The organism is Pseudomonas sp. B21-015 (assembly GCF_024749285.1).
Taxonomy (GTDB): Bacteria; Pseudomonadota; Gammaproteobacteria; order Pseudomonadales; family Pseudomonadaceae; genus Aquipseudomonas.
In genome coordinates this window covers 4,227,614-4,250,831 of the sequence record NZ_CP087196.1, presented here as the reverse complement: position 1 = coordinate 4,250,831, position 23,218 = coordinate 4,227,614, and the positions used below count along the sequence as shown (strand labels likewise).

The window sequence follows — 23,218 nt, the reverse complement described above, 5'->3', positions numbered from 1 at the left end:
AACACCTCTCTTGCCCTCCATCCGCCCGTAGCAGCTGCCGAGCCTGCGAGGCTGCGTTCGGCTGCGCAGCAGTCGTCAAACCAGAGCTTGCGGTGCATCAGGCAAACCGCGTCAGCCGGATTCACGACTGCTACGCAGCCGAACGCAGCCTCGCAAGCTCGACAGCTGCTACAGGCGAGTGCAGCCGTCGGCAGCTGCTACAAAACAGAGGGCGAATGAGGTGAGGCGGGGAAAGGGGGTTCGGGCAGTCAGAGATCTGACTGCCCGGACTGCGGCCTTGTCAGCCACAAGGTGAAGAACAGGCGGGGGGCGAATCGCGGGGGTTAATAGATGTCCTTGGAAAAGAGTGTGAAAGGGGTCTTGATCAGGATCTTGATGTCGAGCCACAACGACCAGTTGTTGATGTAGTTGAGGTCGATTTCCACACGCTTTTGCATCTTGTCGAGGGTTTCGGTTTCGCCACGGCAGCCACTGATCTGGGCCAGCCCGGTGATGCCCGGTTTGATTCGATGACGGGCCATGTAGGCGCGGATCTTGCCGGTGTAGTAGTCATTGTGGGCAATGGCATGTGGCCGAGGCCCGACCAGCGCCATATGGCCTTGCAGCACGTTGAAGAACTGCGGCAGTTCATCGATGGACGTGCGTCGTATGAAACGGCCGACCGCGGTAATGCGCGGGTCTTCACGGCCGGCCTGACGCACCTGATGGTCGTCGTGCAGGCGCATGGAGCGGAACTTCCAGACCTTGATGATCTTGCCGTTCCAGCCATGGCGCTCCTGCTTGAAGATGATCGGCCCCGGGGAGGAGATCTTCACCGCGACGGCGATCACCAGCAGCAGCGGACTGAAGCCGATCAGCGCCAGCGCGGCGAGGCCTCTGTCCAGCAGGGTCTTGCTCAGCGCCGCCGTCGGGTAACTGGTCAGCGGGCTTTCATTGAGGTGGATGGCGGGCAAGCCATCCAGTTCGCTGACGGAGTGATTGAGCAACGTCATGCTGCCCAGGTCGGGAACCCAGACCACATCGACATTCGAGTCGAGAAGATCGATGTACAGCGCTTCTACCTGTTTGGCTTCGCTCAAGGGCAGCGCAATGTACAACCGCCGGACATCGTGCACCCGGATCAGCTCGCGCAGTTCCTGCAACTGACCCACGATCCTGTGGGCATTGACGTTGGTCGACAGTTCGTTGGGTTTTGAGCTGATCAGGCCGACCAGCGGCGGATAGTCGGTTTTGGCCAGTTTGTCCGCCAGATTCACCGCCAATTGGTCAGTGCCGATGATCAGGGTGTTGTATTGGCTGTGCAATTGCCGGTGGTAGTGCCTGGAAAAACTGTGCAAGGGCAGGTACAGCAAGGCCTGCACGCAATAACCGGCCGTGGCCCAGACCAGGATGATCTCCCGGGAGAACAATTCGCTGGTCTTGCTGAGAAAGCCGATGCTGGTCAGCCCGGCCAGCGTCAGTAGCCAACCCAGCAGCAGGCGTCCCAGGCCGGTGAGGTAGCCATGCTGCTTGTGATAGACCAGCAGCAGGGAGTAGGAAGGGACCGAACCCAGGAAAGTAAGCACTGCAAGCACACGATAATGGGCGTCGATTTCTCCTGTCTGGTACAGCGCCAGAGCAAATAACAACGCATTGACCGAAGTGATGGCAATTATCCATTGCCCCCAGAAAGTCAGTCCTTTGGTTATGCTGTTTCGATTAATACGATTATGTACCATCGCGGTGTCCCTCGGGCATGCGCCACGTTGTGTATCAGTCGACGGTTAATAAATGGCAGCCACGCGCAAAGGCTGGGTGAGCGCGCTTAAGTCAGGAATTTTTTTATTATTAGAAGGGAATAACGCGGGCTTATGGCTGGCCATCCTGCTTTTGTTTTCAAGTCAGCTGATACGGTTGTCTCAGTGTCTGGTTTTTATACTAGTACCTTAATCTTCGTGGGTGTCTGACGAATTATAACGGTCACTCTGCCAGAGGCTTTGTTATAAAAGGTCGTGCTCTTTTGTTAGGTGAACATCACTGAATCGTCTATATAATTGCAGTATTCCGATAAGCGCTTGCCAGTACAGGAGGGAGGAAGCCGGGCAGGAACTATGGCGAGGATGACAGGAGGCGGGAAGTGCAGTGCAAGGCGGTCAGGCAGTCAAGCGATATCGGGTAGGACGGGAGGTCGCATTTATTATTATTGTTTTTGCGATCTCGCTCAGTAAGCGACTCTTATCCTTTGTGCCAGGCAATAACCACGGTTTCTGACCGAGCGAACCAGTCGTTCTCCGTTGGCGGCAGTTTTGAACTTCTTCTGCAACCGGCTCAAGCACATTTCAAGACCGCTGTAATGCTCCGGGTCTTTGTCGATGCGTAGAATAAGATCGTTCTTGCTGAGTACCCGTCGGTCGCTGATGACCAATTGGGTGAGCATTAACGATTCGGTGCCGGTCAATGGGATGGTTATATCTTCCTTGACCAGTGTTCTATCGTCAGCGTTAAACCACCAGATCTCGGGTTTACCCTGCGACTCTTTAACCCGGCTCACTGCGGAGATGAACTCTTCGTCGGCCACCGGCTTCTTGAGAAAGCCATCAATCCCGAAGTGCGAGAAGTGATGGAGTTCTGAATGTTCCGAGTTGGGCGTTATGAGTATGATTTCTGCATCTTTTTGATTTTTGCGGATAAAACTGACATCGCTCAGCGATATGTCTGCCTGGTCGAGCAGGATGTGCGTGAATCGACTCTTTCTGATGCGTTCGCTGCTGAGTTTGCCAGACTCGATTTCGAAAGATAAATACAGGCGCTGTGCGAGAAGCGATTCGATTGCTTGTCGTGCCAGTTGGTCGCGGGTGAAAATTAGAAAACTGTTATTTGGCGTATTCACAATAAGGCTCCTTCCTAGTTCGGTGAAATTTTTAAAGCTTAAATGACCTCGGTTGGGGAGTAGTACCGCCCCTGGAAAAAATCGAAAGGCATGCTGCGGGCCAGTGTGTGCAGTGCTTTGTGCTCCACCCGGTCCGCGATGAACTTGATTTTGCTGTCATGGATCATGCTGCTCAGGCAGTCGTAAGAGCGGTTGAAAAAGTCCTGGCTGTTGTCGACCATGATGTCGAAGTTGGATCGGGTCAAGTCCACTTTTATGTAATCGAACAGCTTCGGGCTGATCAGTTTTTCAGCGCTGTCATCGCTTAAGTCATAGCCATCGAAAGCGATCTCGATCCCGTTGTCCTTCAATAAGTGAATGTGATTGATAATGGTTCTTTTTTCTTTGAGGTTGAACGCAAGGAACGAACTGCTGTTAATGCTGGGGATCAGCTGTTGCTCATGCTTCTTGAGTGTCGTCTGAGCGTCACTCAGTTCCTTGATGAGTGCTTTATCCAACAAAGCGGATGGGTTCATGCTCATGAACAGTTTGTTGGGTGCCTGTACGGACGGGGAAGGTATGGCCTCGATCTGTGAAAGGGCATTTAATTGGATCCGCATCAGTACTTCGCGATAGATCGCCAGCGGGTGATCGGGGTGCAGTTGCTGATAGCTCTTGTTCAGAGGTGTCTGCTGTTTGGTCGCCTTGGCATAGATTTCACTGCCGAACAGTTCATCGTTTCGTTTGAGAATCGATTGCCTGAAGAAGACCAATGCGAAATTTTCTTGCACTGTATATTGCCTGCTGGACTCCATCATTTAGTCCCTTTAAGAGTGAAAGTCTGCTGGGTTGACTGATACGACCCCTCGAAGCAACCGATAACCATAACCGCGAACGCTGTGAATGATGTTAATGCCAAAGTGTTTTTTGATTTTATTTCGCAGCCGGCTTATGGATTTCTCCAAAACGCGTGAGTCATAGAGTTTTATATTCAATCCCATGGATTCGGCCATGCAATCGTGGTGCAGGATATTGCCTTCTGCGTTGATAAGCGCATCCAGGGCTTTCATTTCCTGATAGGCCAGATCCAGTTTGTACTCATCGTTGTATAAGTGCAGGCATGTTTGGTCCAGGATCAATTTGATGGAGGGTTTCCATTCAGGCGTTTCGAGCAGCTCTGAAATTAACCTGGCCTTTTCATCCTGGTCGTTAGGTACATTGATGCAGTGGTCGGCACCGGCCAGGTAGCATTCAATTTTAGTGTGCGGAGAGCGATAATTGATTGCAGCGATAATGGTCAGTTCTGTCGGAGTTGTACGTAGTTTCTTAATCAGCGCCAGGCAGTCATTAAGAAGGGAGGGAGTTTCAATATCGATCAGTACGGTATCGAGCGTCTGAGTTTCGATATCAAGGCTTAGCGGGTTTGGGTAATCTAATGTATAAACATGCGTGAGATTGGGTACAAATAGTTGGCGTAGTTTCTCTGTCGAGCGCCAAGTGCGCCCAATAGCGAGAATACCCCTCTGGCTATTTTCGATCTTGCTCTCAGTACTCATCATGTAAATTACTCATATGTGCTGGCGTTGCAATCTTAATACACAAAATACTGAAGTTATCTGACTTTTTATAACATTTCGGCCTCGTCAAAAGGCGCATTCCATCGTCAGTAGTTTCAGCAGATTTCAATGGCATAGCCAACTGTGGAGGCTTTAGCCAATTTGTTTTTTTGATATCCGACTTTAGTTGGAGTGCCCTTTCCGTCGGACTAGACGCTCTCGGTTGGCTTTTCCATGAACAATACAGACGCGTGGCCGATCTCCCGATCAGGCTACAGAACGAGGCATAACTGAGTAGTCTTGCGTATGAATTGTGCGAAGGTCCGCATTTTTGAAAACTGGAGTTGATTTATAAGGATATTCCACGGTGTTCTATGGCAGTGTAGGCGCGCTCTCGGAAGGCGTCAGTTCAAATGTTGCCTCTTTTTAGGGCGAACGAGGCAGGGGCCTATATTAATTGACTCCTTTTGCATTATATTCGTAATATTTTGTGTCAAAGGCTGAATTTGTGAACCTGTAGTTATTTCGTCTGGCTATTTAATAAAAAAAGCTAAAGTTGATATTAAAGCGCCATTAATTTTATGTACTAACCGGGGAGTAGAGCGGTTACTGATCCTTTTCGCAATTAACCATCCATGACACGCCAAACCGATCGACCAGCATCCCGAAACGTGCCGCCCAGAACGTCGCGTTCAATGGCATCTGAATACTTCCACCCTCCGCCAACGCAGCAAATACCTGCTCTGCCTCCGCCACACTGTCGACATTCAACGAAACCGAACAACCGCTCATGCCCGTGGTAGGGCGATCAGGTGTGGTGTCCGACCCCATGATCGCCTGATCGCCCACCAACAGACGCGTATGAATGATCAGGTTGTGGCAGTCCGCCGGAACGTGGTCACGAGCCGGGGTTTCACCGAAGGTCATCATGACTTCGATCTTGCCAGGCAAGCTTTTGGCGTAGAACGTGAAAGCGGCCTGGCAGTCGCCGTTGAAGATCAGGTAGGGGTTGATTTTCATGATCGGCTCCCGGTCATGGAGTGGGGGCCATCGGGGGCTCATCCTCGAGTCCCGATGGGCATTGACTCTCCATAGCAAGGCGCTAAAACGTAGCGAGTGATGGTGTTTTTTTAGATGTCCTTACTATGGGCGAGGCGAGGCTTATCGCGTCATATCCACGTAGAGTGGCTGGCTCATTCCACGTACTGTAGAGCCTGCCGCGCTTCTCTGATATCCGCTACCGAGTCCATCGCCCTATGCCTGTCCTTATCCGTTTCGCCTCGTTGCTCGACCAGGCCAGACGTGCCTTGCTGCTGGTCTGGGGAACGTCTCGCGGGCTGTTTCTGGGGTTGGTGCTGGCGACGCTGATCGCCGGTGTGCTGCCGGCACTGGCGGCCTGGTTGGGGCAGCGGATTGTCGATGCGGTCGTCACCGCCATGCAGTTGCACGCCCAGCAGGGCAGCGCACCGTTGTGGCCGGTTGTGCGCTATGTGTTGTTTGAGGCGGGCGTGCTTGCGTTGCTGTCCGGGACGCAGCGCGCACTGTCGGTGCAGCAGTCGTTGTTGCGGGTGCAGTTGGGGCAGAAGGTCAACACGATGATTCTGGAGAAGGCCCAGACGTTATCGTTGGTCCAGTTCGAAAATTCCGAGTTCTACGACAAGCTGGTTCGGGTGCGGCGCGAAGCGTCGACCCGGCCGTTGGCGCTGGTGATGAAGTCGCTGGGGCTGATCCAGAACCTGATCGTGTTGATCAGCTTCGGTGTGTTGCTGGTGCATTTTTCGCCGTGGGCGCTGGTGTTGCTGGTGGTCGGGGCGTTGCCGGTGTTTTTTGCCGAAGCGCATTTTTCCGGGGATGCCTTTCGGCTGTTCACGCGCCGGGCGCCGGAGAGTCGGCAGCAGAACTACATCGAGACACTGCTCTCCCATGAGGGCTACATCAAAGAGGTGAAGCTGTTCGGTTTCGCGCCGCTGCTGTTGAAGCGTTATCGGGACACGTTTGCTCGTCTTTACGCCGAAGACCGACGCCTGACACTGCGTCGCGATGGCTGGGGTTTTGTGCTGGGGCTGCTGGGCACCGCTGCGTTTTATCTGGCCTATGCCTGGGTCGTGGTCGATACCGTTCACGGCAGCATCAGCCTCGGGCAAATGACCATGTACCTGGTGCTGTTCAAGCAGGGGCAGGCCGCCGTGAGCAGCAGCTTGAGCGCGATCAGCGGTCTCTACGAGGATGGTCTTTACCTGTCCAGCCTCTACGAGTATTTGGCCGAGCCGGTGGTGGCCGACACCGGAAGCCTTATCGTGGGCGCGGTGCCCGGCGATGGTTTGCGTTTCGAGAACGTCGGTTTCCGTTATCCGGGGGCGAGCCGAGCCGCTTTGCAGGGCATCGATCTGCACTTGTTGCCCGGACACAGCGTTGCACTGGTGGGGGAAAACGGTTCGGGTAAAACCACGCTGATCAAGTTGCTGACTCGGCTGTATCGCCCCGACCAGGGCCGTATTTTACTGGACGGCAGCGATTTGCAGTCCTGGGCAGAAGAGGCGCTGAGACGGCGCATCGGCGTGATCTTCCAGGACTACATTCGCTACCAATTCTCCGTGGGCGAGAACATCGGCGTGGGCGATACCCAGGCGTTCAACGATGAAGCGCGTTGGCGGCAGGCGGCCGCCGAGGGCATGGCCGCGCCTTTCATCGAGCGTCTGGATCGCGGTTACGCCACGCAATTGGGGCGGTGGTTCGCCGGTGGGCAGGAACTGTCCGGTGGGCAATGGCAAAAGATCGCCTTGTCTCGCGCTTACATGCGCCGCGATGCCGATATCCTGATTCTGGATGAGCCAACCTCGGCCCTGGACCCGGCGGCGGAAGCGGCGGTGTTCGAGCATTTCAGCCAACACACCGAAGGCCGCATGACGTTGCTGATTTCTCACCGCTTCTCCAGCGTGCGCAATGCCGACCACATCATCGTGCTGGACCAGGGATCGATCCTCGAGCGAGGCGATCACGACAGCCTGGTCGAAGCGGGTGGGCGCTATGCGCAGTTGTTCAGCGTGCAGGCTCGCGGTTACCGATAGCCTGAAGGCACCTCTATTTCCTTGTGGGAGCGGTCTTGCTCGCGAAGGCGTCGGGTCAGCCAACATCAATGTTGAATGGCACACCGCTTTCGCGAGCAAGCCCGCTCTCGCAGGGGATTTTGTGCAACGGACCCTACCATTCGTCCGCAATATTCATTTACCTATAAGTTCTGACAGTAGCGCATGTTCCCGAACCGGTGTGTGATGAACCAGCGTCCCAAGGGGGGCAAGGTTAATCACTCTCATGGAAAGAATAATGAATGTTCCGTCTGCCGCAGAAGCGCTCATCGACCTGCCGCCACCGTCCATCAAGGAAAACCCCGACAACACCAACCTGAACCCGGTGGTGGTCAAAGATACCCTGACTGCCGTCGTGCAGTACGCCCTGCAACCCACCGACAGGATCAGTGTGACCTGGACAGGCGCGACGGGCACCCCGGCCGAGGGTTCATACACCACGGGTTTCGTCGAGGCCGGTAGTACATATCCCAGAGAAATACCGCTGTACACAGCAATGGTGGCCTTTAATCTGGGCAAAACGGTGACGGTGACCTACACCGTTATCCGAGAGAGCTCGGAGCCTGTGACCTCGCTACCGCTGACGTTGACTGTGTTGCCGCTTGCGCAAGACGCGCTGCCCAGACCGTTCATTACACAAGCACCCGACTATGGCGCAGGTTCGGTGCTGGACGTGAGAGACCTGACTGAATTCACCCTGCGCATGAACGGCTGGCCACTGATCGCTTATGGTCAGTACGTGTGGCTGCACCTGAAAGGAACCAACGCCGACGGTAGCCTTTTCAACGTTACGTACTGGAAGGCTCCCACCGACAACGTCAGTCAGCCCTGGATCCGCTACGGCTTTCATCAGCAAAACTTTTCGGCCAGCCCACTGAAAGGGCTCAAGGACGGCAGCACGCTAACCCTGGAGTTCAAAGCGGCACTGGGCAGGAGCCTGAATGAGGATGAGGCGGTGAGGTTTGCGTTACGAACCTACACCGTCAGAACGCTTGCAGCGGTGCAATTTCCGCCACCGTCCATCAAGGAAAACCCTGACAACACCAACCTGAACCCGGTGGCGGTCAAAGATTCCCTGACTGCCGTCGTGCAATACGCCCTGCAACCCACCGACAGGATCAGTGTGACCTGGACAGGCGCGGCGGGCACCCCGGCCGAGGGTACATACACCACGGGTTTCGTCGAGGCCGGTAGTACACATCCCAGAGAAATACCGCTGCGCAATGCAGTGGTAGCCTTTAGCCTGGGCAAAACGGTGACAGTGACCTACACCGTTATCCGAGAGAACTCGGAGCCTGTGACCTCGCTACCGCTGACGTTGAACGTGCAGACTGTCCCGGCAGATAAGTTGATTGCCCCGGTGATTACCCAGGCGAACGGTACGGCGGTGTTGGATTTGAAAGACGTGTTGGAGGGCGCGACTCTTCTGTTTGGCAGCTGGCCACTTATTGCCGCCGGGCAGCGGGTTTGGCTGGATCTGGAAGGTCGGAACGCCAATGGTGACACTCACAATCTTACGATGTGGGTGGGAGGGCGCAACTCGGTCACTCGAGGGTGGGCCTCATCCGGCAGTTTCAGCACCTATGTTGCGTACAGTTACCTGCGGGAACTGGGCGATGGAAGCACACTGTCCATCAGGTTCAAGTTGAATATGGACAAGGTGGCGAATCTGGCGACAGCCGTGGCCTTTCCAGTACGTACTTATACCGTCTTGGGTCTTTAAAGAAGGGCGTAGCGGAATCAGCAGATCGCGTGCCGGCGTCGCGGGTCTGATGGGCCGTCAAGGTTCTTCAGTTAAAACAAATCACCCGTCCTGCCGGCCCCCGACCATTCGCAGCCTTCCAGCGTCAGCAACCGCTCTTTCGCCTCAAGTCCACCGGCAAACCCGGTCAATTTTCCCGACGCGCCAATCACCCGATGACACGGCGCGACAATCGAAATCGGGTTTTTACCATTGGCCGCGCCCACCGCCCGCACCGCGCCGGGATTGCCGATCTGCCGGGCAATCTCGCTGTAGCTGCGCGTCTGGCCAAACGGAATGGTCAGCAACGCCTGCCACACCTGCTTCTGAAAGTCCGTCCCGACAAAGTCCAGCTCCAGCTCGAAACGATGACGCGTGCCGGCAAAGTATTCCTGCAACTGCTGTGCGGTGCGCACCAGGATCGGTTTGTCCGCCGCTTCTCTCATCGGCCCCAGCCTTACCCGGCCGGGTTTGTCGTTTTCCCAGAGGATGGCTGCCAGTCGCGCGTCTTTGGCGACCAACTTTAACTCGCCGACCGGCGACGCCAGGGTGGTGAAGGTGTAGGTCATGCCGACGGACTCCGCAAAAGTGCTGAACAGGCGGCCAAGCATACTGCCTCGTCGGGGAGGCGCAATACGCAATCCCGGCCATACTTGCCTACTGCTCTTGAACCGATCCCTCTGTTCTTGTACAGAGCCTAAAAACAAAAAGAGACCGACTCATGAAGTTCGAACCTTTTGCCAAATCGCTCATGGCGACCACATTGGCGCTGAGCTGCCTGACGGCTCACGCGGCCTCCGTTGCCCCGGTCGCGGCCGAAAACGGCATGGTCGTTACCGCCCAGCATCTGGCCAGCCACGTCGGCGTCGATGTCCTCAAGAACGGCGGCAATGCTGTCGATGCCGCCGTGGCGGTGGGTTATGCGCTGGCGGTGGTGTACCCCGCGGCAGGCAACCTGGGCGGTGGCGGTTTCATGACGATTCAATTGGCGGACGGGCGCAAGACCTTCCTCGACTTCCGTGAGAAAGCCCCGCTGGCCGCCACCGCCGACATGTACCTCGACAAGCAGGGCAATGTCATCCCGGATCTCAGCACCCGTGGTCACTTGGCCGTCGGCGTGCCGGGCACCGTGTCCGGCATGGAGTTGGCGCTGAAGAAATACGGCACCAAACCCCGCAAGGAAGTGATCGCCCCGGCAATCAAGCTTGCCGAAGACGGCTTTGTGCTGGAGCAGGGCGATGTCGATTTGCTGGAGTACGCCACCGACGTCTTCAAGAAAGACATGCGCGACTCGGGCTCGATCTTCCTGAGCAACGGCGAGCCGATGCAGGTCGGCCAGAAACTGGTGCAGAAAGACCTGAGTAAAACCCTGCGGGAAATTTCCGAGAAGGGCCCCGATGGTTTCTATAAAGGCTGGGTGGCCGACGCCATCGTCACCTCCAGTCAGGCCAATAAGGGCATCATCACCCAGGCTGACCTCGACAAATACCAGACCCGCGAACTGGCACCGATCGAGTGCGACTACCGTGGCTACCACGTGGTCTCGGCGCCGCCGCCAAGCTCCGGTGGCGTGGTGATCTGCGAGATCATGAACATTCTCGACGGCTACCCGATGAAAGACCTGGGCTACCGCTCGGCTCAGGCCATGCACTACCAGATCGAAGCGATGCGCCACGCGTATGTGGACCGCAACAGCTACCTCGGCGACCCGGACTTCGTGAAAAACCCGATCGCCCATTTGCTGGATAAAAACTACGCGACCAAAATTCGCACCGCCATCGACCCGCAAAAGGCCGGCGTGTCCCGTGAGCTCAAACCCGGCGTAGCGCCCCACGAAGGCAGCAACACCACCCATTACTCGATCGTCGACAAATGGGGCAACGCAGTGTCGGTAACCTACACCCTCAACGACTGGTTCGGCGCCGGCGTGATGGCGAGCAAAACCGGGGTCATCCTCAACGATGAAATGGACGACTTCACCTCGAAAGTCGGCGTGCCGAACATGTACGGCCTGGTACAAGGGGAGGCCAACGCCATCGCCCCCGGCAAAGCCCCGCTGTCGTCCATGAGCCCGACCATCGTCACCAAGGACGGCAAAGTCGTCATGGTCGTCGGCACTCCCGGTGGCAGCCGCATCATCACCGCAACCTTGCTGACCATCCTCAACGTGATCGACTACGGCATGAACATCCAGGAAGCGGTGGATGCGCCGCGTTTCCACCAGCAGTGGCTGCCGGAAGAAACCAACCTGGAGAACTTCGCCACCAGCCCGGACACCAAGAAGATGCTCGAAAGTTGGGGACACAAATTTGCCAAGCCGCAGGACCCCAACCATATCGCGGCTATTCTGGTAGGTGCGCCTTCGCTGGAAGGCAAGCCAGTGGGCAAGAACCGCTTCTATGGGGCGAACGACCCACGGCGTAATACCGGGTTGTCACTCGGTTACTGAAACAGGCGATCATCGGCCACCTGAACTCCCCGGGTGGCCCTGATCCCCGTAGGAACTGCCGAAGGCTCGGGCCGCGATCGGACGATCTTTTGATCTTGCTTTCGCTGACATCAAAGGCAAAAGATCGCAGGCTGCGCCCGCTCCTACAGGGGCTCGAACGCAGCCTCGCAAGCTCGACAGCTGCTACACAGGCTAAAAGGGAGTTGAAATCCATCGTTCCAGCGACCTCTCTAAGGAAGGAAGCCATGAGCACCGCACTCCTGATCATCGACGTCCAACGCGCGCTGTGCACCGGCGAATATGAATGCTTCGACATCCAGCGCATCATCGAAACCATTAATGGCCTCAGTACCAAAGCCCGAGCCGCCGGACTGCCGGTGATCCTGATCCAGCACGAAGAAGAGGGCGACCTGCTGCAATACGGTGGCGAAGGTTGGCAACTGGCCGACGGCCTGAAGACTTCACCCCAAGACCTGCGCATGCGTAAAACCGCCCCGGATTCGTTCTACCAGACCCACTTGCATGAACAGCTGCAAGAGCTGGACGTCGAGCGCCTGATCATCTGCGGCCTGCAAACCGACTACTGCATTAACGCCACCGTGCGCCAGGCGCATCAATTGGGCTACGACGTAGTGCTGGCGGCCGATGCCCATTCCACTATCGACAATGGCACGATGAGCGCCGAAGACATCATCGCCGAACACAACAAGGATCTGGCGCATCTGACCGGTTCCGTGGCGCGGATCGATGTCGTGCCGGCCAGCGAAGTCAAAATCTAGAACCAAGGGGCTTGTTCTGATTTCAGTCAGTTAAGTGCAATCTATGTGGAAGCGGGTTTGCCCGAAATTTGAGCGACAAAAATCCTGTAGGAGCGAGGCTGCCCGTGAAGAGGCCATACCAGAACAAGCGCCTTTTCGCGCTTGTCTCGGCATACTGGCGCGCTCAAAGAATGGAATCTGCCCATGCCCCCGACCTTGTTCTGCTCTAACGCTCGCTGCGCTTTACTGCTGATGTTTCTCGCATTCTCTGCCGCAACCCACGGCAGTAGCTTCGATTGCACCAGTGCCGCCAGCCCCAGTGAAAAAGCCATTTGCGCCGACCCCTATACTTCGAAGCTGGACCAAAAACTGGCAAAAATCTGGCGTTCGACGCTGGCAAAAGTCGCCGACCCTAAAGCTTTAAAAGAAGACCAACGTCAGTGGCTGAAACAACGCAATCACTGTTCAGAGCAAATCGATTGTCTGCGCCAGCAATACCTGATGCGAATCACCGAACTCGAATACGCGGCCATTCCGTTTAACTGGGACACCACTTGGCAGCGCATTCTCTGGGGCGTTTCGACGGGAGCCGAGTTGAAGACAACACGTCGGGACTCGACTCATCTGGGTTTCGAAATATCGGCTGCGAGTGGCGCCAATTCTGGCAACCTGAACGGCATCGCCAAACTCGACGACACCCAGGCGCATTACATCGAAGGCGCCTGCGCCTTGACCTTCAAAGCCATCAATGGCGTTCTCGATGTCACACAAGAAGGTGCCGATGCCGACTGTGGAGCCGGCATGGGTGTGTTTTACGCTGGGCGTTATGTAGCGTCGGAACAGGCTTTGGCTCTGGACTACAATTTGCTCAGTCTGGGTCTTGTGCGTACGCAGCAGGAAGATGACGAGCTGCGGCAATTGCTCAAGGACGATTACCAGACGTTGATGGACAGCAGCAGTTCCAGGCTGATCGGTGACGAGTCGAATGACCTGCCGGGTGCTGAAGTGACTGAAATGTGGGTGCGCGGGCTGGGCAATACCAATGCCGCCATTCTCATGCGTGCAGCAGACGCCCGGTTTTGGCTGGTGCTGCTGGTGTTCGATGAGCAGAACAATTCTCGAGCCCGTTACTACACCAACATGTCGAGTTGGAAAGGGCGCTTACCCGATGCACTGCAACGTTGGTATGACGAGCGAGCGAAAGGGCAGATTATGCCGTTGGACCTGATGCCCTAAGCCGCTATGCAGTACGGGCTCATTCAGGTTGAAGACTATCGGTCCCAAGACAACTACCCAGGGCTGGAAGCATTCGCTGCGCCTATGGCATGGTCAAAAAAATACACCATGCAGCGAACGGGATCAGAACGATGGAGGAGGGTGATGAGGTCGGCGCCAAGACGTCGACGGCACTGCTGAAGGCGTTCAATCTTTGCGTGTTGCACCTGGGGCGTCTTGCTCGAGATCGCGGCGCATCCCGGTTCATCACAGACGGCCTGCAAGTATTCCGCGAGCTGGTCCCCTTCGCTTCGGCCTGGTGGGGCGAGATGTCCGCATCTACCGAGGCCTTGAAGCACCGTCTTTCAACGACAGCGAAGCCGATCTGTTTTCGGCCTTCTGCGACCACCTGTTGCAGCTGTGGCGATTTCAGGTGCAGGACATGATCCGCTTCGACACGGGCAACGGGGCATCTGACTTTGGCGTCGCGCGCATGGACGGCAGTTTGCTGTACGTGGGGGCCACGCTGTGCGCAGTCATTGAGCGTGAGTTGCCAGGGTGGGGCGGTTCAATGCTGCCCGCGCAGGTGATCGCGCAACTGCAAAAGGCACCTTGCGTCATGGGCCTGGGCCGCCGTGCCCTGACGCTGAGCCCCAACGCCGAGCATGTCATCCTGTCGCTCGAAGCGCAGTCGCGGGGGGCGGTGCTTGCACCTCGCGAGCGGACGGCAGCGATGCTGTCCGCTGCCGGCCATTCCTACAAGGGGATTGCCAAAATCCTTGCTTTGAGTCCGGCGACAGTGCGCACCTATCTGCGCAACTGCTACTTGCAGCTGGGCGTGAAGAGCAAGGTGGAGCTGGGTACTGTGCTGCGTTCACCGACCTCGACCTCGGATACTACAAGGAGAATGGAGCTCACCTTTCTAAGGCGTAGCAATTTTATCCAGCACCCGGTTCGCCGTGATCTCCGCCACCATGATGCTGTTTGAGATGCCGAGCAGGGCGTAGCGCGACTCACCCTCCAGATGGTCCACCAACTGGTGGACCATCACATCGACCGAGGCCAGCGTCTCGACCAAAAAAACCGCCAGGGTTTCGGCCGTGGCTTCTGGGTCCACGGAAAACAGGGTGCTGCGTTTTCGAGGGGTGGCTTTGATGTCGGCATTCGACGGGAAGTGGAAGTTCAGAGCCCGCTCGGCGGCCTCGTTGAGCTTCTTTGAATCGGGTTCGTATGGGGAGACCGGATCGGTGTCCGGCGGATTGGGTGTGACCTTGAACATATTTAAGTCTCCAACAATATGGAGCCATCACCGAATCGCTGCTAAACGAATGGTGGCAGCTGTGTGCAGGTTAGCAGACCGGCGGAGACGAATCCGGCGCGCCCGAGGGCGCCCTGCGCACAGCTACCATAAAGTTGACTGTCTGGATGCAGATGCGCTTCGTCACGACGGGCTGCTAAACCCGATCACTGATGGGCAGTGACACGAATCAAGTTACCGAGTGACCCCAAGGCGCACAAGCCGGCGGATTCTGGTGCAGCCGTAGGCAACGGCGCAAGGTTTTGTAGCTTTCAGGAAGTAACTTTGAGCGTGCTTAAACAAGCACTCTCCAGCGATGTTTAACAAGCCGCATACCACATAGAATCAAAGTGCTATCCATTGCTTCCTCGATCATCGACTGTCACCCTGCGGCCGTTCATCAAGGATCGGAACAAGGAATCAAGGATTGAGTGGATACGTCCCTAAACCAGCTAGACCTAACACACCGCAGGACTTTAGTAATCCAGGGGGGGCGCCGGTCAATGTTCACGCTCAGCGCTGGGCGGAATACGAAAAATACGGTAAAGAGCCCGCACCCGAGCCGCAAAAAATCGGCATAGCGTTACGCATCGGCGTCTTCTTCGATGGCACCGGAAACAACGCCAACAATTCGGCTGCCGGTCTGCTCTGCGGCGCCCATCACCCCATTGAGCCAAAAGACATCGATGCCAGTTGCAAGCCATTCATGGGGGATCCAGACAGCAGCTATGGCAATGACGTCAGCAATGTAAAAAAACTGAGCGATCTGTATGACGCCGTTCCAGAGGCTCAAGGGGAAGGCCCTCAAAAACGGGCCTCCCGCGTTGTCTATGTCGAGGGCATCGGTACCCGTTCCGGTGAAAAAGACAGCTCGTTGGGAGCGGGCGCCGGACGAGGTGAGACAGGCGTTGCGGGGCGAGTCCAGTCCTCGTTTGCGTTGATCAAGCAGCGTATCAATGAAGTCTTAGTCGATAACCCTGGCAGTGAAATCACCTCGCTGACCTTCGATACATTCGGCTTTAGCCGCGGTGCCGCCGCCGCTCGGCATTTCGCCAACGAAATCGTACGGACCAAGCAGGGACCTCTGGGCGATGTCCTGCGCAGCAACCCCAACGCATTCAGCTCGACCTTCAATGACCAATACAAAAACGGCATCGACATGGGTTTTATCGGCCTGTTCGATACCGTGCCATCGATTGCCGGCTGGTCCAATCTGGGCAACATCAAAAGCCCCATCGCCACGGGTATCAAGCTCTACCTAGATCGCCGCTTTTTCACTGACGTCGTTCAACTGTCTGCCCGCGATGAATGCCGAGCCAACTTCGCCCTCAGTCGCGTCAAGCCCGATCAGCTGGAAATATCCTTGCCGGGCGTGCATTCCGACATCGGCGGTGGCTACCTCGAAGAAGCCCAGGAGTGCGTGCTCGTCAGTCCCATGCAAACACTCTCGGTGCCCCTGAATACCGATGTCATGTCCACCTCGATCTACCTTGATGCGGTGAAGGTCAAAAACCAGTGGTTGGCCAAAGGCTGGCCCGCAGAGATGCTGGAGGTCGTCACCCCAGACGCACTCCTTATGCCAAACAGTCCGCAAGATCGGCTCAGCCCAAGCGTCAAACGCGTGTATGCCGCCGTACAACTCAAACGTCCTGTGAGCGGCCTGCTGTCCAGGGTGTACCTGCGAGTGATGCACCACCTGGCAAAAGAAAAAGGCGTTCGATTCAACGACATTCCCGACACGCCAGATCTGGCTGTTCCCTCAGAGCTTCAGGCTCTGTGCGACCGATTTGTGGCGGGTGACTACAGCACCACGCCGCAAGAAGAACAATTGCTGAAACTGAAGTACATTCACACGTCCGCCAACTGGAACCACCCCCTTGGCCGAAGAGATGGCAGCGGCATTAACGCGGTGTACATCAATGCCCCTACGACGGATGCAATCCGCATACAGCATCCTCACGTACCTGACTGGACGCTTTGGTAATGAAAGTACTTGTGACCCTGTTGTGCATGCTGTTCATGGCCGGCTGCCAGTCTGCCGATCCGCTGTCAGCCAAACACGACCCCAAATCCCAGTGGTGGGAGCTCGCGTTCACCGAACCTTACTATATGAAAGTTTGGGTTGAGGACAGCGCCGTAGAAGACATCAACGGCAAGGTGTTCCAACATACCGGTGGCGGCACGGCCGCAGGCGGGGAACCAGAAAGCGGCAAAGAGTCCGCACGAGGCTGGCATGCCGTCGGCAGCGCTGCAAAAGCAGTGGTCGGTGCCGACCTCCCCAAGCGCATTTACGTGCGCTGGCAATCCATAGTTGAACCCCAGACCTATCACGTTTGGGTGGATGTACCCGAACAGGCCAGACAACTGATGGTGTCTTCGACCAACCAGCGGTGCTCGGAAACTCCAGAGCAAGAGGCTCGTTATACGGCATCTATCTATCTAGGCCTGGCTCCTGGCGGCGTCGTACAGGTATGGGTCAGAGACTTATGCCACCGCCCTGTCAAAGTGGCCAGAGCCCAAGCAGAGATTGAGCCGTTGGGGCCGAGCCAAGGTAAGAACGAAGGACGTTACGCTTATCCTGTCAGTGAAAAGGCCAAGCGCTACATTGAGAAATACAGCATTCCTTACGGGAGTTGGTGAACGGGCGGTTATGGCGTCTTCAGAGGCGCCTTATCTACGCCCCCGCCAGTTGGCTGTCGCCGTAAAGCCTTTATAAAGTCAATCTGGCGTATCTATTTACGCCAGACCAACTGCCCTGACTCAAAATCACGAACAATCGACTCGTACATTTTTTTACGAGTGACCCAGTTCTCTTTCAGGGTGAAAATTGACTGGCACAACTGCATCACCGCCTGTTCAAAGTCTTCAGGGGTTTGCGCCGGTTTGACGCCAATGGCCTTGAAGAAATTCACCAGGTTCCGCTCAATCTCAGGTGCTGCGTTCTCCAATAAGTGAGCAACCTTGTTGCGCGCTTCATTCAAATGTCTGGCGGCCACCCACACATTTGCATCCTCGTCAGGCTCGGTCATTGCCTTTGCAAATTGTCGTATAGCGCCGTACCTGAGTTCATCTATTGCCTTAGAGTTCCCCGCACGGCTCTCGGCAAATGAGCGGGTAGCTCTCTCCACCAGCATATCCGCACGGATAATCCTCAAGTCCAGCTCTCGAAGAGGGAGTGTCAGTCGACATTAACGTTGCCTGGAACACCGCCTTCGCGAGCAAGCCCGCTCCCACATGGATGGCGCTGAACTGACTGGTATTAGCGTCTACTCCATGAGAAGAGAGCACAAAAATGACCAAGGTCAGCGATACCCAGCAGCGAAGTCCCCTGATCGAGACACGTTCGATCGATTACATCCCGCAAGCCGAGCGCCATGGCAGCCTCTACAGCCAGTTCACCCTGTGGCTCGGCGCCAATCTGCAGATCACGGCGATTGTGACCGGCGCGCTGGCCGTGGTGCTGGGTGGCGATGTGTTCTGGTCACTCATTGGTTTGCTGATCGGCCAGTTGCTCGGCGGTGCGGTGGCGGGCGCGAATTTTCGTGGGCATGAAGTCGCCACCATCGGGGGCTGGGCAGTACCGGCGTGATGGCCTCCCTGCTGTACTTGAGTGTGGTGTTCGGCAAGGTCACGGTGTCGACCCTCAACGCTTATGGCAGCTTCATGTGCGTGGCCACCATTATCAGTGGCTTTCGTCGTGGCTTCGAGATATCCGCCGGCAAACGCATGCTGTTTGTGCTGGCGATTGTCGGCGCGTCCACCACGCTCGCGTTGCTGGGTCAGTACTCGTTTCCGAGCACGTTCAAGTACTTCATTCTCTTTCTGCTGACCTTCTTCACGCCGTGGAGCGCGATCAATCTGGTGGATTACTACTTCATCAACAAGGAGCGTTATGACATTCCCGCGTTGTCCGACCCGGCGGGGCGTTATGGCCGCTGGAATGTGTTGGGGATCAGCGTGTATGTGCTCGGTGTGTTGGTCCAGCTGCCTTTTGTCGACACTCACTTCTACTCCGGACCGATGGTCGCGCAGCTCGGCGGTGTCGATATTTCCTGGATCGTCGGGCTGGTGGTGCCGGGCGTGCTCTATTACTGGCTGGCCAGGACATCAGCACTTGCGGTGGCGGTCGAGCGCAGTTCGCAGGCTTGAATGCACAGTCATTCAAGGGCTTGCGCAGTTGGCGCAGCGCTAGCCTCCTTGTCTTCAGGCGTCTCCTATACTGATCCGCGTTGACAGGTTCAACACCGATACCGAATGCCGTTGGAACAGCAAGCAGGGTTCCGGCGGCTTCCCTGCGACTCAACAGTAAGGAGAACGAAATGGCAATCCGTATTGGCGACGAAGCACCGGACTTTACCGCTGAAAGCACCGAAGGCACGCTGCATTTCCATGAGTGGATCGGCGACAAGTGGGCGATTCTGTTCTCACATCCAAAGGACTTCACCCCGGTGTGCACCACGGAGCTTGGCTACATGGCAGGGCTCAAGCCGGAGTTCGACAAGCGCAACACCAAAATCGTCGGGCTCAGTGTCGACCCTGTCAGCAACCATCAGACCTGGGCCAAAGACATCGAAGAGACCCAGGGCCATGCGGTCAACTACCCCATGATCGGTGACGAGAACCTGGTGGTGGCGAAGCTCTACGACATGATTCATCCGAATGCCAGTGGCGGCGCACGGACTGCGGTGGACAACGCCACGGTGCGTTCAGTGTTCATTGTCGGCCCGGACAAAAAGGTCAAGGCGATGCTGATCTACCCGATGAGTGCCGGGCGTAACTTCGATGAGGTGCTGCGTCTGCTCGATTCTCTGCAACTGAACGCCAAGCACACCGTCGCCACGCCGGTGAACTGGCGTCCTGGCGAGGACGTCATCATTCCCACGTCGGTCTCCGATGAGGACGCCAGGAAGAAATACCCGGATGGCTTCAAGACGCTGAAACCTTATTTGCGCACGGTGGCGCAACCGAAGTAACCCATCTGTTCGGAGATCTCCAACATGGCCGTCCAGGTCCTGCGCGTTGATGCATCCCACATCGACACAGTCGCCAGTCTCTTCGACGCCTACCGAGGCTTTTACGGCCAGCCCTCGAACCTGATGCAGTCGCGCGATTTCATCGCCGAGCGCATCGCCAGGGACGAATCGGCGATTTTCTTCGCCGAGGACTCCACGGGCGAAGCGCTCGGCTTCGTCCAGTTGTACCCAACGTTTTCCTCCATCGACGCCCACCGCACCTGGTTGCTCAGCGACCTGTTCACCACACCTGCCGCCAGGGAAAAAGGGGTAGGGACGTTATTGATGAACACCGCCCGAGCCTTTGCGCTATTGACCGGCGCCAAGGGCATGGTGCTGGAAACCGCCACGGACAATCACGTCGCGCAACGGTTGTACGAGTCATTGGGCTATGTGCGCGATACGGGTTACTACACCTACTGCCTCGACTTGAAGCAGGTGCAAACCTGTGGGAGCGAGCCTGCTCGCGATGACGGCGGTACATTCAGCAGCAATATTGGCTGACCCGCCGCCTTCGCGAGCAGGCTCGCCCCCACAGATCTACGGTGTTCAAGCCCCTAACTGACTGACCCAAGCGCCAGCCATTTTCTATGCAAGGTTCGAAACCCTCGCTCAAGGCGCCCCAAACAGCATCGTCCAATAAACCCCCTCGTTGCTGCGCGAGTCGGCGGCATACGCCGCGCCGACCTGGGTAAACATCGGGTTCATCAGATTGGCGCAATGCCCGGGGCTGGCCAGCCAGCCGGTCATCGCCTTGCTGGGCGAGCCTTGCCCGGCGGCGATGTTTTCGCCGATCTGCCGGCCACGGTAACCGGCAGCTCTGGCGCGATCCGCCGGCATATCACCGTCGGGATCCTGGTGGGCGAAGTAGTTGCCGTAGGCCATTGCCTTGCTGTGGCCTTGGGCGGCGGCACCCAGGGCGGCATTCCAGGTCAACGGCCGCGCGGCGGCGAAGCGTTGACGCCCACACATACGTGGCCTGGCCCGTGCCGCATTGACCTGCGCCAGCAACGCCTTGCCCGCTTCACGCGAATCGCCGATACGCCCATCGAGCACCGGTTGTGCCAGCACCACCTGCCATTCGCTACGGGCGCGAGTGACGCCGATGTCGGCGTACTGGGTATCGAGCAGCGCCCCGCAGTAGTCGCTTTGGAGCATGTCAAACGCCTCATCGGCATCTTGCGCGCCGACCACGCGAATGGTCCGCACCGCAACCGCTTGATAGCCGTTAGCTTTCAAGGCGTTGCGCAAACCGCCGCCATAACCAACCGGCAAGGCCAGGTCCGATTTCAGCGACAGTGGCCGCAACGGCTTGACCGCACGCCCCGCGCAACGATCGGGATCGGCGCGATAGTCGTTGATGACCTCCGCCAATTGCCGCTCCCCGCTGGCATGGGCGGGGCTGGCGAGCAGCGGGAGCAAAGGCATCAGGCACAGCGAGATAAAGCGGCAGCAGCGGACGGTTGGGCGCATGAACGGACAGCTCTGATGAGTTGACGACGATAGGGGGGACGGGGACGAGCAATGACCGTAGGAGTGCTTCGTTGGGTGAGCTTCCTTTACGGCACGGCTAAGACTGCGGGTCTGAAGACTGGTTCACGGGGGGAGGAGACAAATTTGGCGGCGAGGGGCTGGCTCAGGGGGCATTCATGGGGCGTGTGACCTTGATTTGTCGGCCTTTTCGTGGAAACGGTTCGATGGAATATGGCGAAATGCCTCTCGTCGGGGGACAAAGCAGCAATTTTGCGCTTTTCAGCTATGCTTCCGGCATCTGGAGGGTGCCATTACGTACTGGCACACAATGCGCAGGGAAGGGAAAGCAAAAATGGATCAGGTGCATTGCGTGCAAGTTATCGCTGTGACCGGCGGCAAGGGTGGCGTGGGCAAGACGACGGTGGCGGTTAACCTTTCACTGGCGCTGGCGAAAATGGGGCGGCGCGTCGTACTGCTGGACGCCGATCTTGGCCTGGCGAATATCGATATTTTGCTGGGGCTGACCCCGCGCTACACACTGGCCGATGTCATCGAAGGGCGTTGCGAGCTTTCCGAGGTACTGGTGCCAGGGCCAGGGGGGATTCGTGTGGCCCCGGCCTCTTCTGGCTTGCAGAACATGACTCATCTGGAGCCTGCGCAATACCGTGCGCTCATCCAGTCCTTTAGCGATATTGGCGACAAACTGGATGTGCTGATTATCGACACGGCCGCCGGTATCGGTGGCTCAGTGGTCAATTTCATCCGCGCGGCGCAGGAAGTGATGGTGGTGGTGTGCGATGAACCCACCTCAATCAGCGGCGCCTACGGACTGATCAAATTGCTCAACCTGAACTACGGCCTGCGCCGTTTTCGGGTGCTGGTCAACATGACGGCCAGTCCGGCGGAAGGCCGCAATCTGTTTGCCAAGCTGGAAAAGATTACCGATATGTTCCTGGATGTCTCCCTGCAATACGTCGGCGCGGTGCCAAACGACGAATGCGCGCACAAAGCGGCGCAGAAGGGGCGTGCAGTGATTGAAGCCTTTCCCCGCTCCAAATGCGCTCAAGCCTTCCAGGCCCTTGCTCACAACGTCGACACCTGGCCATTGCCGACCCACCCCAGAGGGCATGTGGAGTTCTTCGTTGAGCAACTCGTGCACAATTCCGGCCGGTGAGCCTGTCGGGATGAAACGCAAAACCCCGGAGCGGGTCTCCGGGGTTTTCATGTTCTCTCTATTCCGTGGTCGAATAGGGAGAAGGAGGGGGGGGCACAGCTTGTAGCCGATCTGCCGTAACAAGTTCTTGCGCCACAGGATGTCTTCGTCGCCTTCGACGCCATTGGCACAGAAGCCATCCACAACGCCCAGGACCGCTCGTCCCTGTTCCGTCTGCGCGAGTATCACTTCGGTTGGATTGGCGGTTGCACAAAAAATACGGCACACCTCTGGCACCATTTTGACGGTGTTCAACACGTTCAGCGGATAGAAGCCGTCGCCGAGGAAAATGATGAAGCTATGGCCTGCTGCAATGGCTAGCGCATTTTTTCGGGCAAGCTCGATCATGGCGGTATGGGTGCCAGACCATCGCACCAGGCATTTACCGGAGGCTTCACAAAAGGCCACGCCAAACTGAATGCCGGGCACGGCATTGACCAATGCTTCGTGAATGTCCTCGACGGACTTGATGAAGTGCGTCTGACCAAAAATGAAGTTCGTCGCTTCCGGCTTATCGATTTTCAACGTGATGAGTTGCATTTCAAACGCCTCCTTTCACGATGTTGCGGA

The 23,218-nt window shown here is 56.8% G+C and carries 18 protein-coding genes and 4 pseudogenes; 12 read left to right on the top strand and 10 right to left on the bottom strand.

Annotated elements, in window-relative coordinates:
- Positions 1–323 precede the first annotated feature (323 nt).
- From LOY38_RS19240 to LOY38_RS19220, 5 genes are all read right to left on the bottom strand, one after another.
- A complete protein-coding gene (locus LOY38_RS19240; RefSeq protein ID WP_258696601.1) occupies positions 324–1,718 on the bottom strand; it encodes an undecaprenyl-phosphate glucose phosphotransferase in 1,395 nt (464 codons plus the stop codon).
- Between the two features lie 482 nt (positions 1,719–2,200).
- Positions 2,201–2,869 (bottom strand): winged helix-turn-helix domain-containing protein, encoded by a 669-nt coding sequence (locus tag LOY38_RS19235; protein WP_258696600.1) that lies wholly within the window; start codon positions 2,867–2,869, stop codon positions 2,201–2,203.
- A 38-nt stretch (positions 2,870–2,907) separates the two neighbouring features.
- Positions 2,908–3,663: an EAL domain-containing protein gene (locus LOY38_RS19230; protein WP_309475882.1), complete on the bottom strand. Its 756-nt coding sequence runs from the start codon at positions 3,661–3,663 to the stop codon at positions 2,908–2,910.
- Positions 3,664–3,675: 12 nt separating this feature from the next.
- Entirely contained in the window at positions 3,676–4,407 is a 732-nt protein-coding gene (locus tag LOY38_RS19225) for a winged helix-turn-helix domain-containing protein (RefSeq protein ID WP_258696598.1), read from the bottom strand.
- Between the two features lie 603 nt (positions 4,408–5,010).
- Entirely contained in the window at positions 5,011–5,424 is a 414-nt protein-coding gene (locus LOY38_RS19220; RefSeq protein WP_258696597.1) for a VOC family protein, read from the bottom strand.
- 236 nt (positions 5,425–5,660) lie between these two features.
- Here LOY38_RS19220 and LOY38_RS19215 point away from each other — a divergent pair, with 236 nt between their 5' ends.
- Entirely contained in the window at positions 5,661–7,472 is a 1,812-nt protein-coding gene (locus LOY38_RS19215; protein ID WP_258696596.1) for an ABC transporter ATP-binding protein, read from the top strand.
- A gap of 256 nt (positions 7,473–7,728) precedes the next feature.
- Complete coding sequence (locus LOY38_RS19210) at positions 7,729–9,213, top strand: hypothetical protein (protein ID WP_258696595.1); 1,485 nt, start codon at positions 7,729–7,731, stop codon at positions 9,211–9,213.
- A 71-nt stretch (positions 9,214–9,284) separates the two neighbouring features.
- On the opposite strand, the gene LOY38_RS19205 is transcribed toward LOY38_RS19210, so the two are convergent.
- Entirely contained in the window at positions 9,285–9,800 is a 516-nt protein-coding gene (locus LOY38_RS19205; RefSeq protein ID WP_258700757.1) for a methylated-DNA--[protein]-cysteine S-methyltransferase, read from the bottom strand.
- A 152-nt stretch (positions 9,801–9,952) separates the two neighbouring features.
- On the opposite strand from LOY38_RS19205, the gene ggt reads away from it, so the two are divergent.
- The 4 genes and pseudogenes from ggt to LOY38_RS19185 form a co-directional block, all read left to right on the top strand.
- Positions 9,953–11,680: a gamma-glutamyltransferase gene (gene ggt, locus LOY38_RS19200; protein ID WP_258696594.1), complete on the top strand. Its 1,728-nt coding sequence runs from the start codon at positions 9,953–9,955 to the stop codon at positions 11,678–11,680.
- A 245-nt stretch (positions 11,681–11,925) separates the two neighbouring features.
- Positions 11,926–12,459 (top strand): cysteine hydrolase family protein, encoded by a 534-nt coding sequence (locus tag LOY38_RS19195; protein ID WP_258696593.1) that lies wholly within the window; start codon positions 11,926–11,928, stop codon positions 12,457–12,459.
- 183 nt (positions 12,460–12,642) lie between these two features.
- Positions 12,643–13,674 carry a lysozyme inhibitor LprI family protein gene (locus LOY38_RS19190; protein WP_258696592.1) on the top strand — a complete coding sequence of 344 codons (1,032 nt, stop codon included), beginning with the start codon at positions 12,643–12,645 and terminating at the stop codon, positions 13,672–13,674.
- Positions 13,675–13,805: 131 nt separating this feature from the next.
- Positions 13,806–14,560, top strand: a pseudogene (locus LOY38_RS19185) (response regulator transcription factor); the annotation flags it as partial.
- Between the two features lie 15 nt (positions 14,561–14,575).
- Here LOY38_RS19185 and LOY38_RS19180 read toward each other — a convergent pair.
- Entirely contained in the window at positions 14,576–14,932 is a 357-nt protein-coding gene (locus LOY38_RS19180; RefSeq protein WP_258696591.1) for a DUF6124 family protein, read from the bottom strand.
- A gap of 445 nt (positions 14,933–15,377) precedes the next feature.
- On the opposite strand from LOY38_RS19180, the gene LOY38_RS19175 reads away from it, so the two are divergent.
- Positions 15,378–16,934, top strand: coding sequence for a DUF2235 domain-containing protein (locus LOY38_RS19175; protein ID WP_258696590.1), 1,557 nt, complete (start codon positions 15,378–15,380; stop codon positions 16,932–16,934).
- Positions 16,934–17,590: a DUF2931 family protein gene (locus tag LOY38_RS19170; protein WP_258696589.1), complete on the top strand. Its 657-nt coding sequence runs from the start codon at positions 16,934–16,936 to the stop codon at positions 17,588–17,590. The genes LOY38_RS19175 and LOY38_RS19170 overlap by 1 nt, the downstream gene beginning before the upstream one ends.
- A gap of 92 nt (positions 17,591–17,682) precedes the next feature.
- Here LOY38_RS19170 and LOY38_RS19165 read toward each other — a convergent pair whose 3' ends face one another.
- Entirely contained in the window at positions 17,683–18,105 is a 423-nt protein-coding gene (locus LOY38_RS19165; RefSeq protein ID WP_258696588.1) for a hypothetical protein, read from the bottom strand.
- A gap of 137 nt (positions 18,106–18,242) precedes the next feature.
- On the opposite strand from LOY38_RS19165, the pseudogene LOY38_RS19155 reads away from it, so the two are divergent.
- The 3 genes and pseudogenes from LOY38_RS19155 to LOY38_RS19145 all read left to right on the top strand — a co-directional run.
- A pseudogene (locus tag LOY38_RS19155) lies at positions 18,243–19,099 on the top strand (cytosine permease).
- A 170-nt stretch (positions 19,100–19,269) separates the two neighbouring features.
- The gene (locus tag LOY38_RS19150) at positions 19,270–19,923 is read left to right on the top strand and encodes a peroxiredoxin (RefSeq protein ID WP_258696587.1); all 654 of its coding nucleotides are present in this window, start codon (positions 19,270–19,272) and stop codon (positions 19,921–19,923) included.
- Positions 19,924–19,947: 24 nt separating this feature from the next.
- Positions 19,948–20,400, top strand: a pseudogene (locus LOY38_RS19145) (GNAT family N-acetyltransferase); the annotation flags it as partial.
- Positions 20,401–20,574: 174 nt separating this feature from the next.
- Here the strand turns inward: LOY38_RS19145 and LOY38_RS19140 are convergent.
- Positions 20,575–21,435, bottom strand: a complete 861-nt coding sequence (locus LOY38_RS19140) for a CAP domain-containing protein (protein WP_258696586.1) — start codon at positions 21,433–21,435, stop codon at positions 20,575–20,577.
- A gap of 352 nt (positions 21,436–21,787) precedes the next feature.
- Between LOY38_RS19140 and LOY38_RS19135 the strand changes: the two genes are divergently transcribed.
- Positions 21,788–22,609 (top strand): MinD/ParA family protein, encoded by an 822-nt coding sequence (locus tag LOY38_RS19135; RefSeq protein ID WP_258696585.1) that lies wholly within the window; start codon positions 21,788–21,790, stop codon positions 22,607–22,609.
- A gap of 96 nt (positions 22,610–22,705) precedes the next feature.
- On the opposite strand, the pseudogene LOY38_RS19130 reads toward LOY38_RS19135, so the two are convergent.
- A pseudogene (locus LOY38_RS19130) lies at positions 22,706–23,188 on the bottom strand (adenosine-specific kinase); the annotation flags it as partial.
- Positions 23,189–23,218 lie beyond the last annotated feature (30 nt).

Coding starts and splice junctions, on each gene's coding strand:
- LOY38_RS19240 (WP_258696601.1), bottom strand. CDS start 1,718: ATGGTACATAATCGTATTAATCGAAACAGCATAACCAAAGGACTGACT.
- LOY38_RS19135 (WP_258696585.1), top strand. CDS start 21,788: ATGGATCAGGTGCATTGCGTGCAAGTTATCGCTGTGACCGGCGGCAAG.
- LOY38_RS19150 (WP_258696587.1), top strand. CDS start 19,270: ATGGCAATCCGTATTGGCGACGAAGCACCGGACTTTACCGCTGAAAGC.
- LOY38_RS19190 (WP_258696592.1), top strand. CDS start 12,643: ATGCCCCCGACCTTGTTCTGCTCTAACGCTCGCTGCGCTTTACTGCTG.
- LOY38_RS19215 (WP_258696596.1), top strand. CDS start 5,661: ATGCCTGTCCTTATCCGTTTCGCCTCGTTGCTCGACCAGGCCAGACGT.
- LOY38_RS19220 (WP_258696597.1), bottom strand. CDS start 5,424: ATGAAAATCAACCCCTACCTGATCTTCAACGGCGACTGCCAGGCCGCT.
- LOY38_RS19195 (WP_258696593.1), top strand. CDS start 11,926: ATGAGCACCGCACTCCTGATCATCGACGTCCAACGCGCGCTGTGCACC.
- LOY38_RS19180 (WP_258696591.1), bottom strand. CDS start 14,932: ATGTTCAAGGTCACACCCAATCCGCCGGACACCGATCCGGTCTCCCCA.
- LOY38_RS19170 (WP_258696589.1), top strand. CDS start 16,934: ATGAAAGTACTTGTGACCCTGTTGTGCATGCTGTTCATGGCCGGCTGC.
- LOY38_RS19210 (WP_258696595.1), top strand. CDS start 7,729: ATGAATGTTCCGTCTGCCGCAGAAGCGCTCATCGACCTGCCGCCACCG.
- LOY38_RS19205 (WP_258700757.1), bottom strand. CDS start 9,800: ATGACCTACACCTTCACCACCCTGGCGTCGCCGGTCGGCGAGTTAAAG.
- ggt (WP_258696594.1), top strand. CDS start 9,953: ATGAAGTTCGAACCTTTTGCCAAATCGCTCATGGCGACCACATTGGCG.
- LOY38_RS19140 (WP_258696586.1), bottom strand. CDS start 21,435: ATGCGCCCAACCGTCCGCTGCTGCCGCTTTATCTCGCTGTGCCTGATG.
- LOY38_RS19225 (WP_258696598.1), bottom strand. CDS start 4,407: ATGATGAGTACTGAGAGCAAGATCGAAAATAGCCAGAGGGGTATTCTC.
- LOY38_RS19230 (WP_309475882.1), bottom strand. CDS start 3,663: ATGGAGTCCAGCAGGCAATATACAGTGCAAGAAAATTTCGCATTGGTC.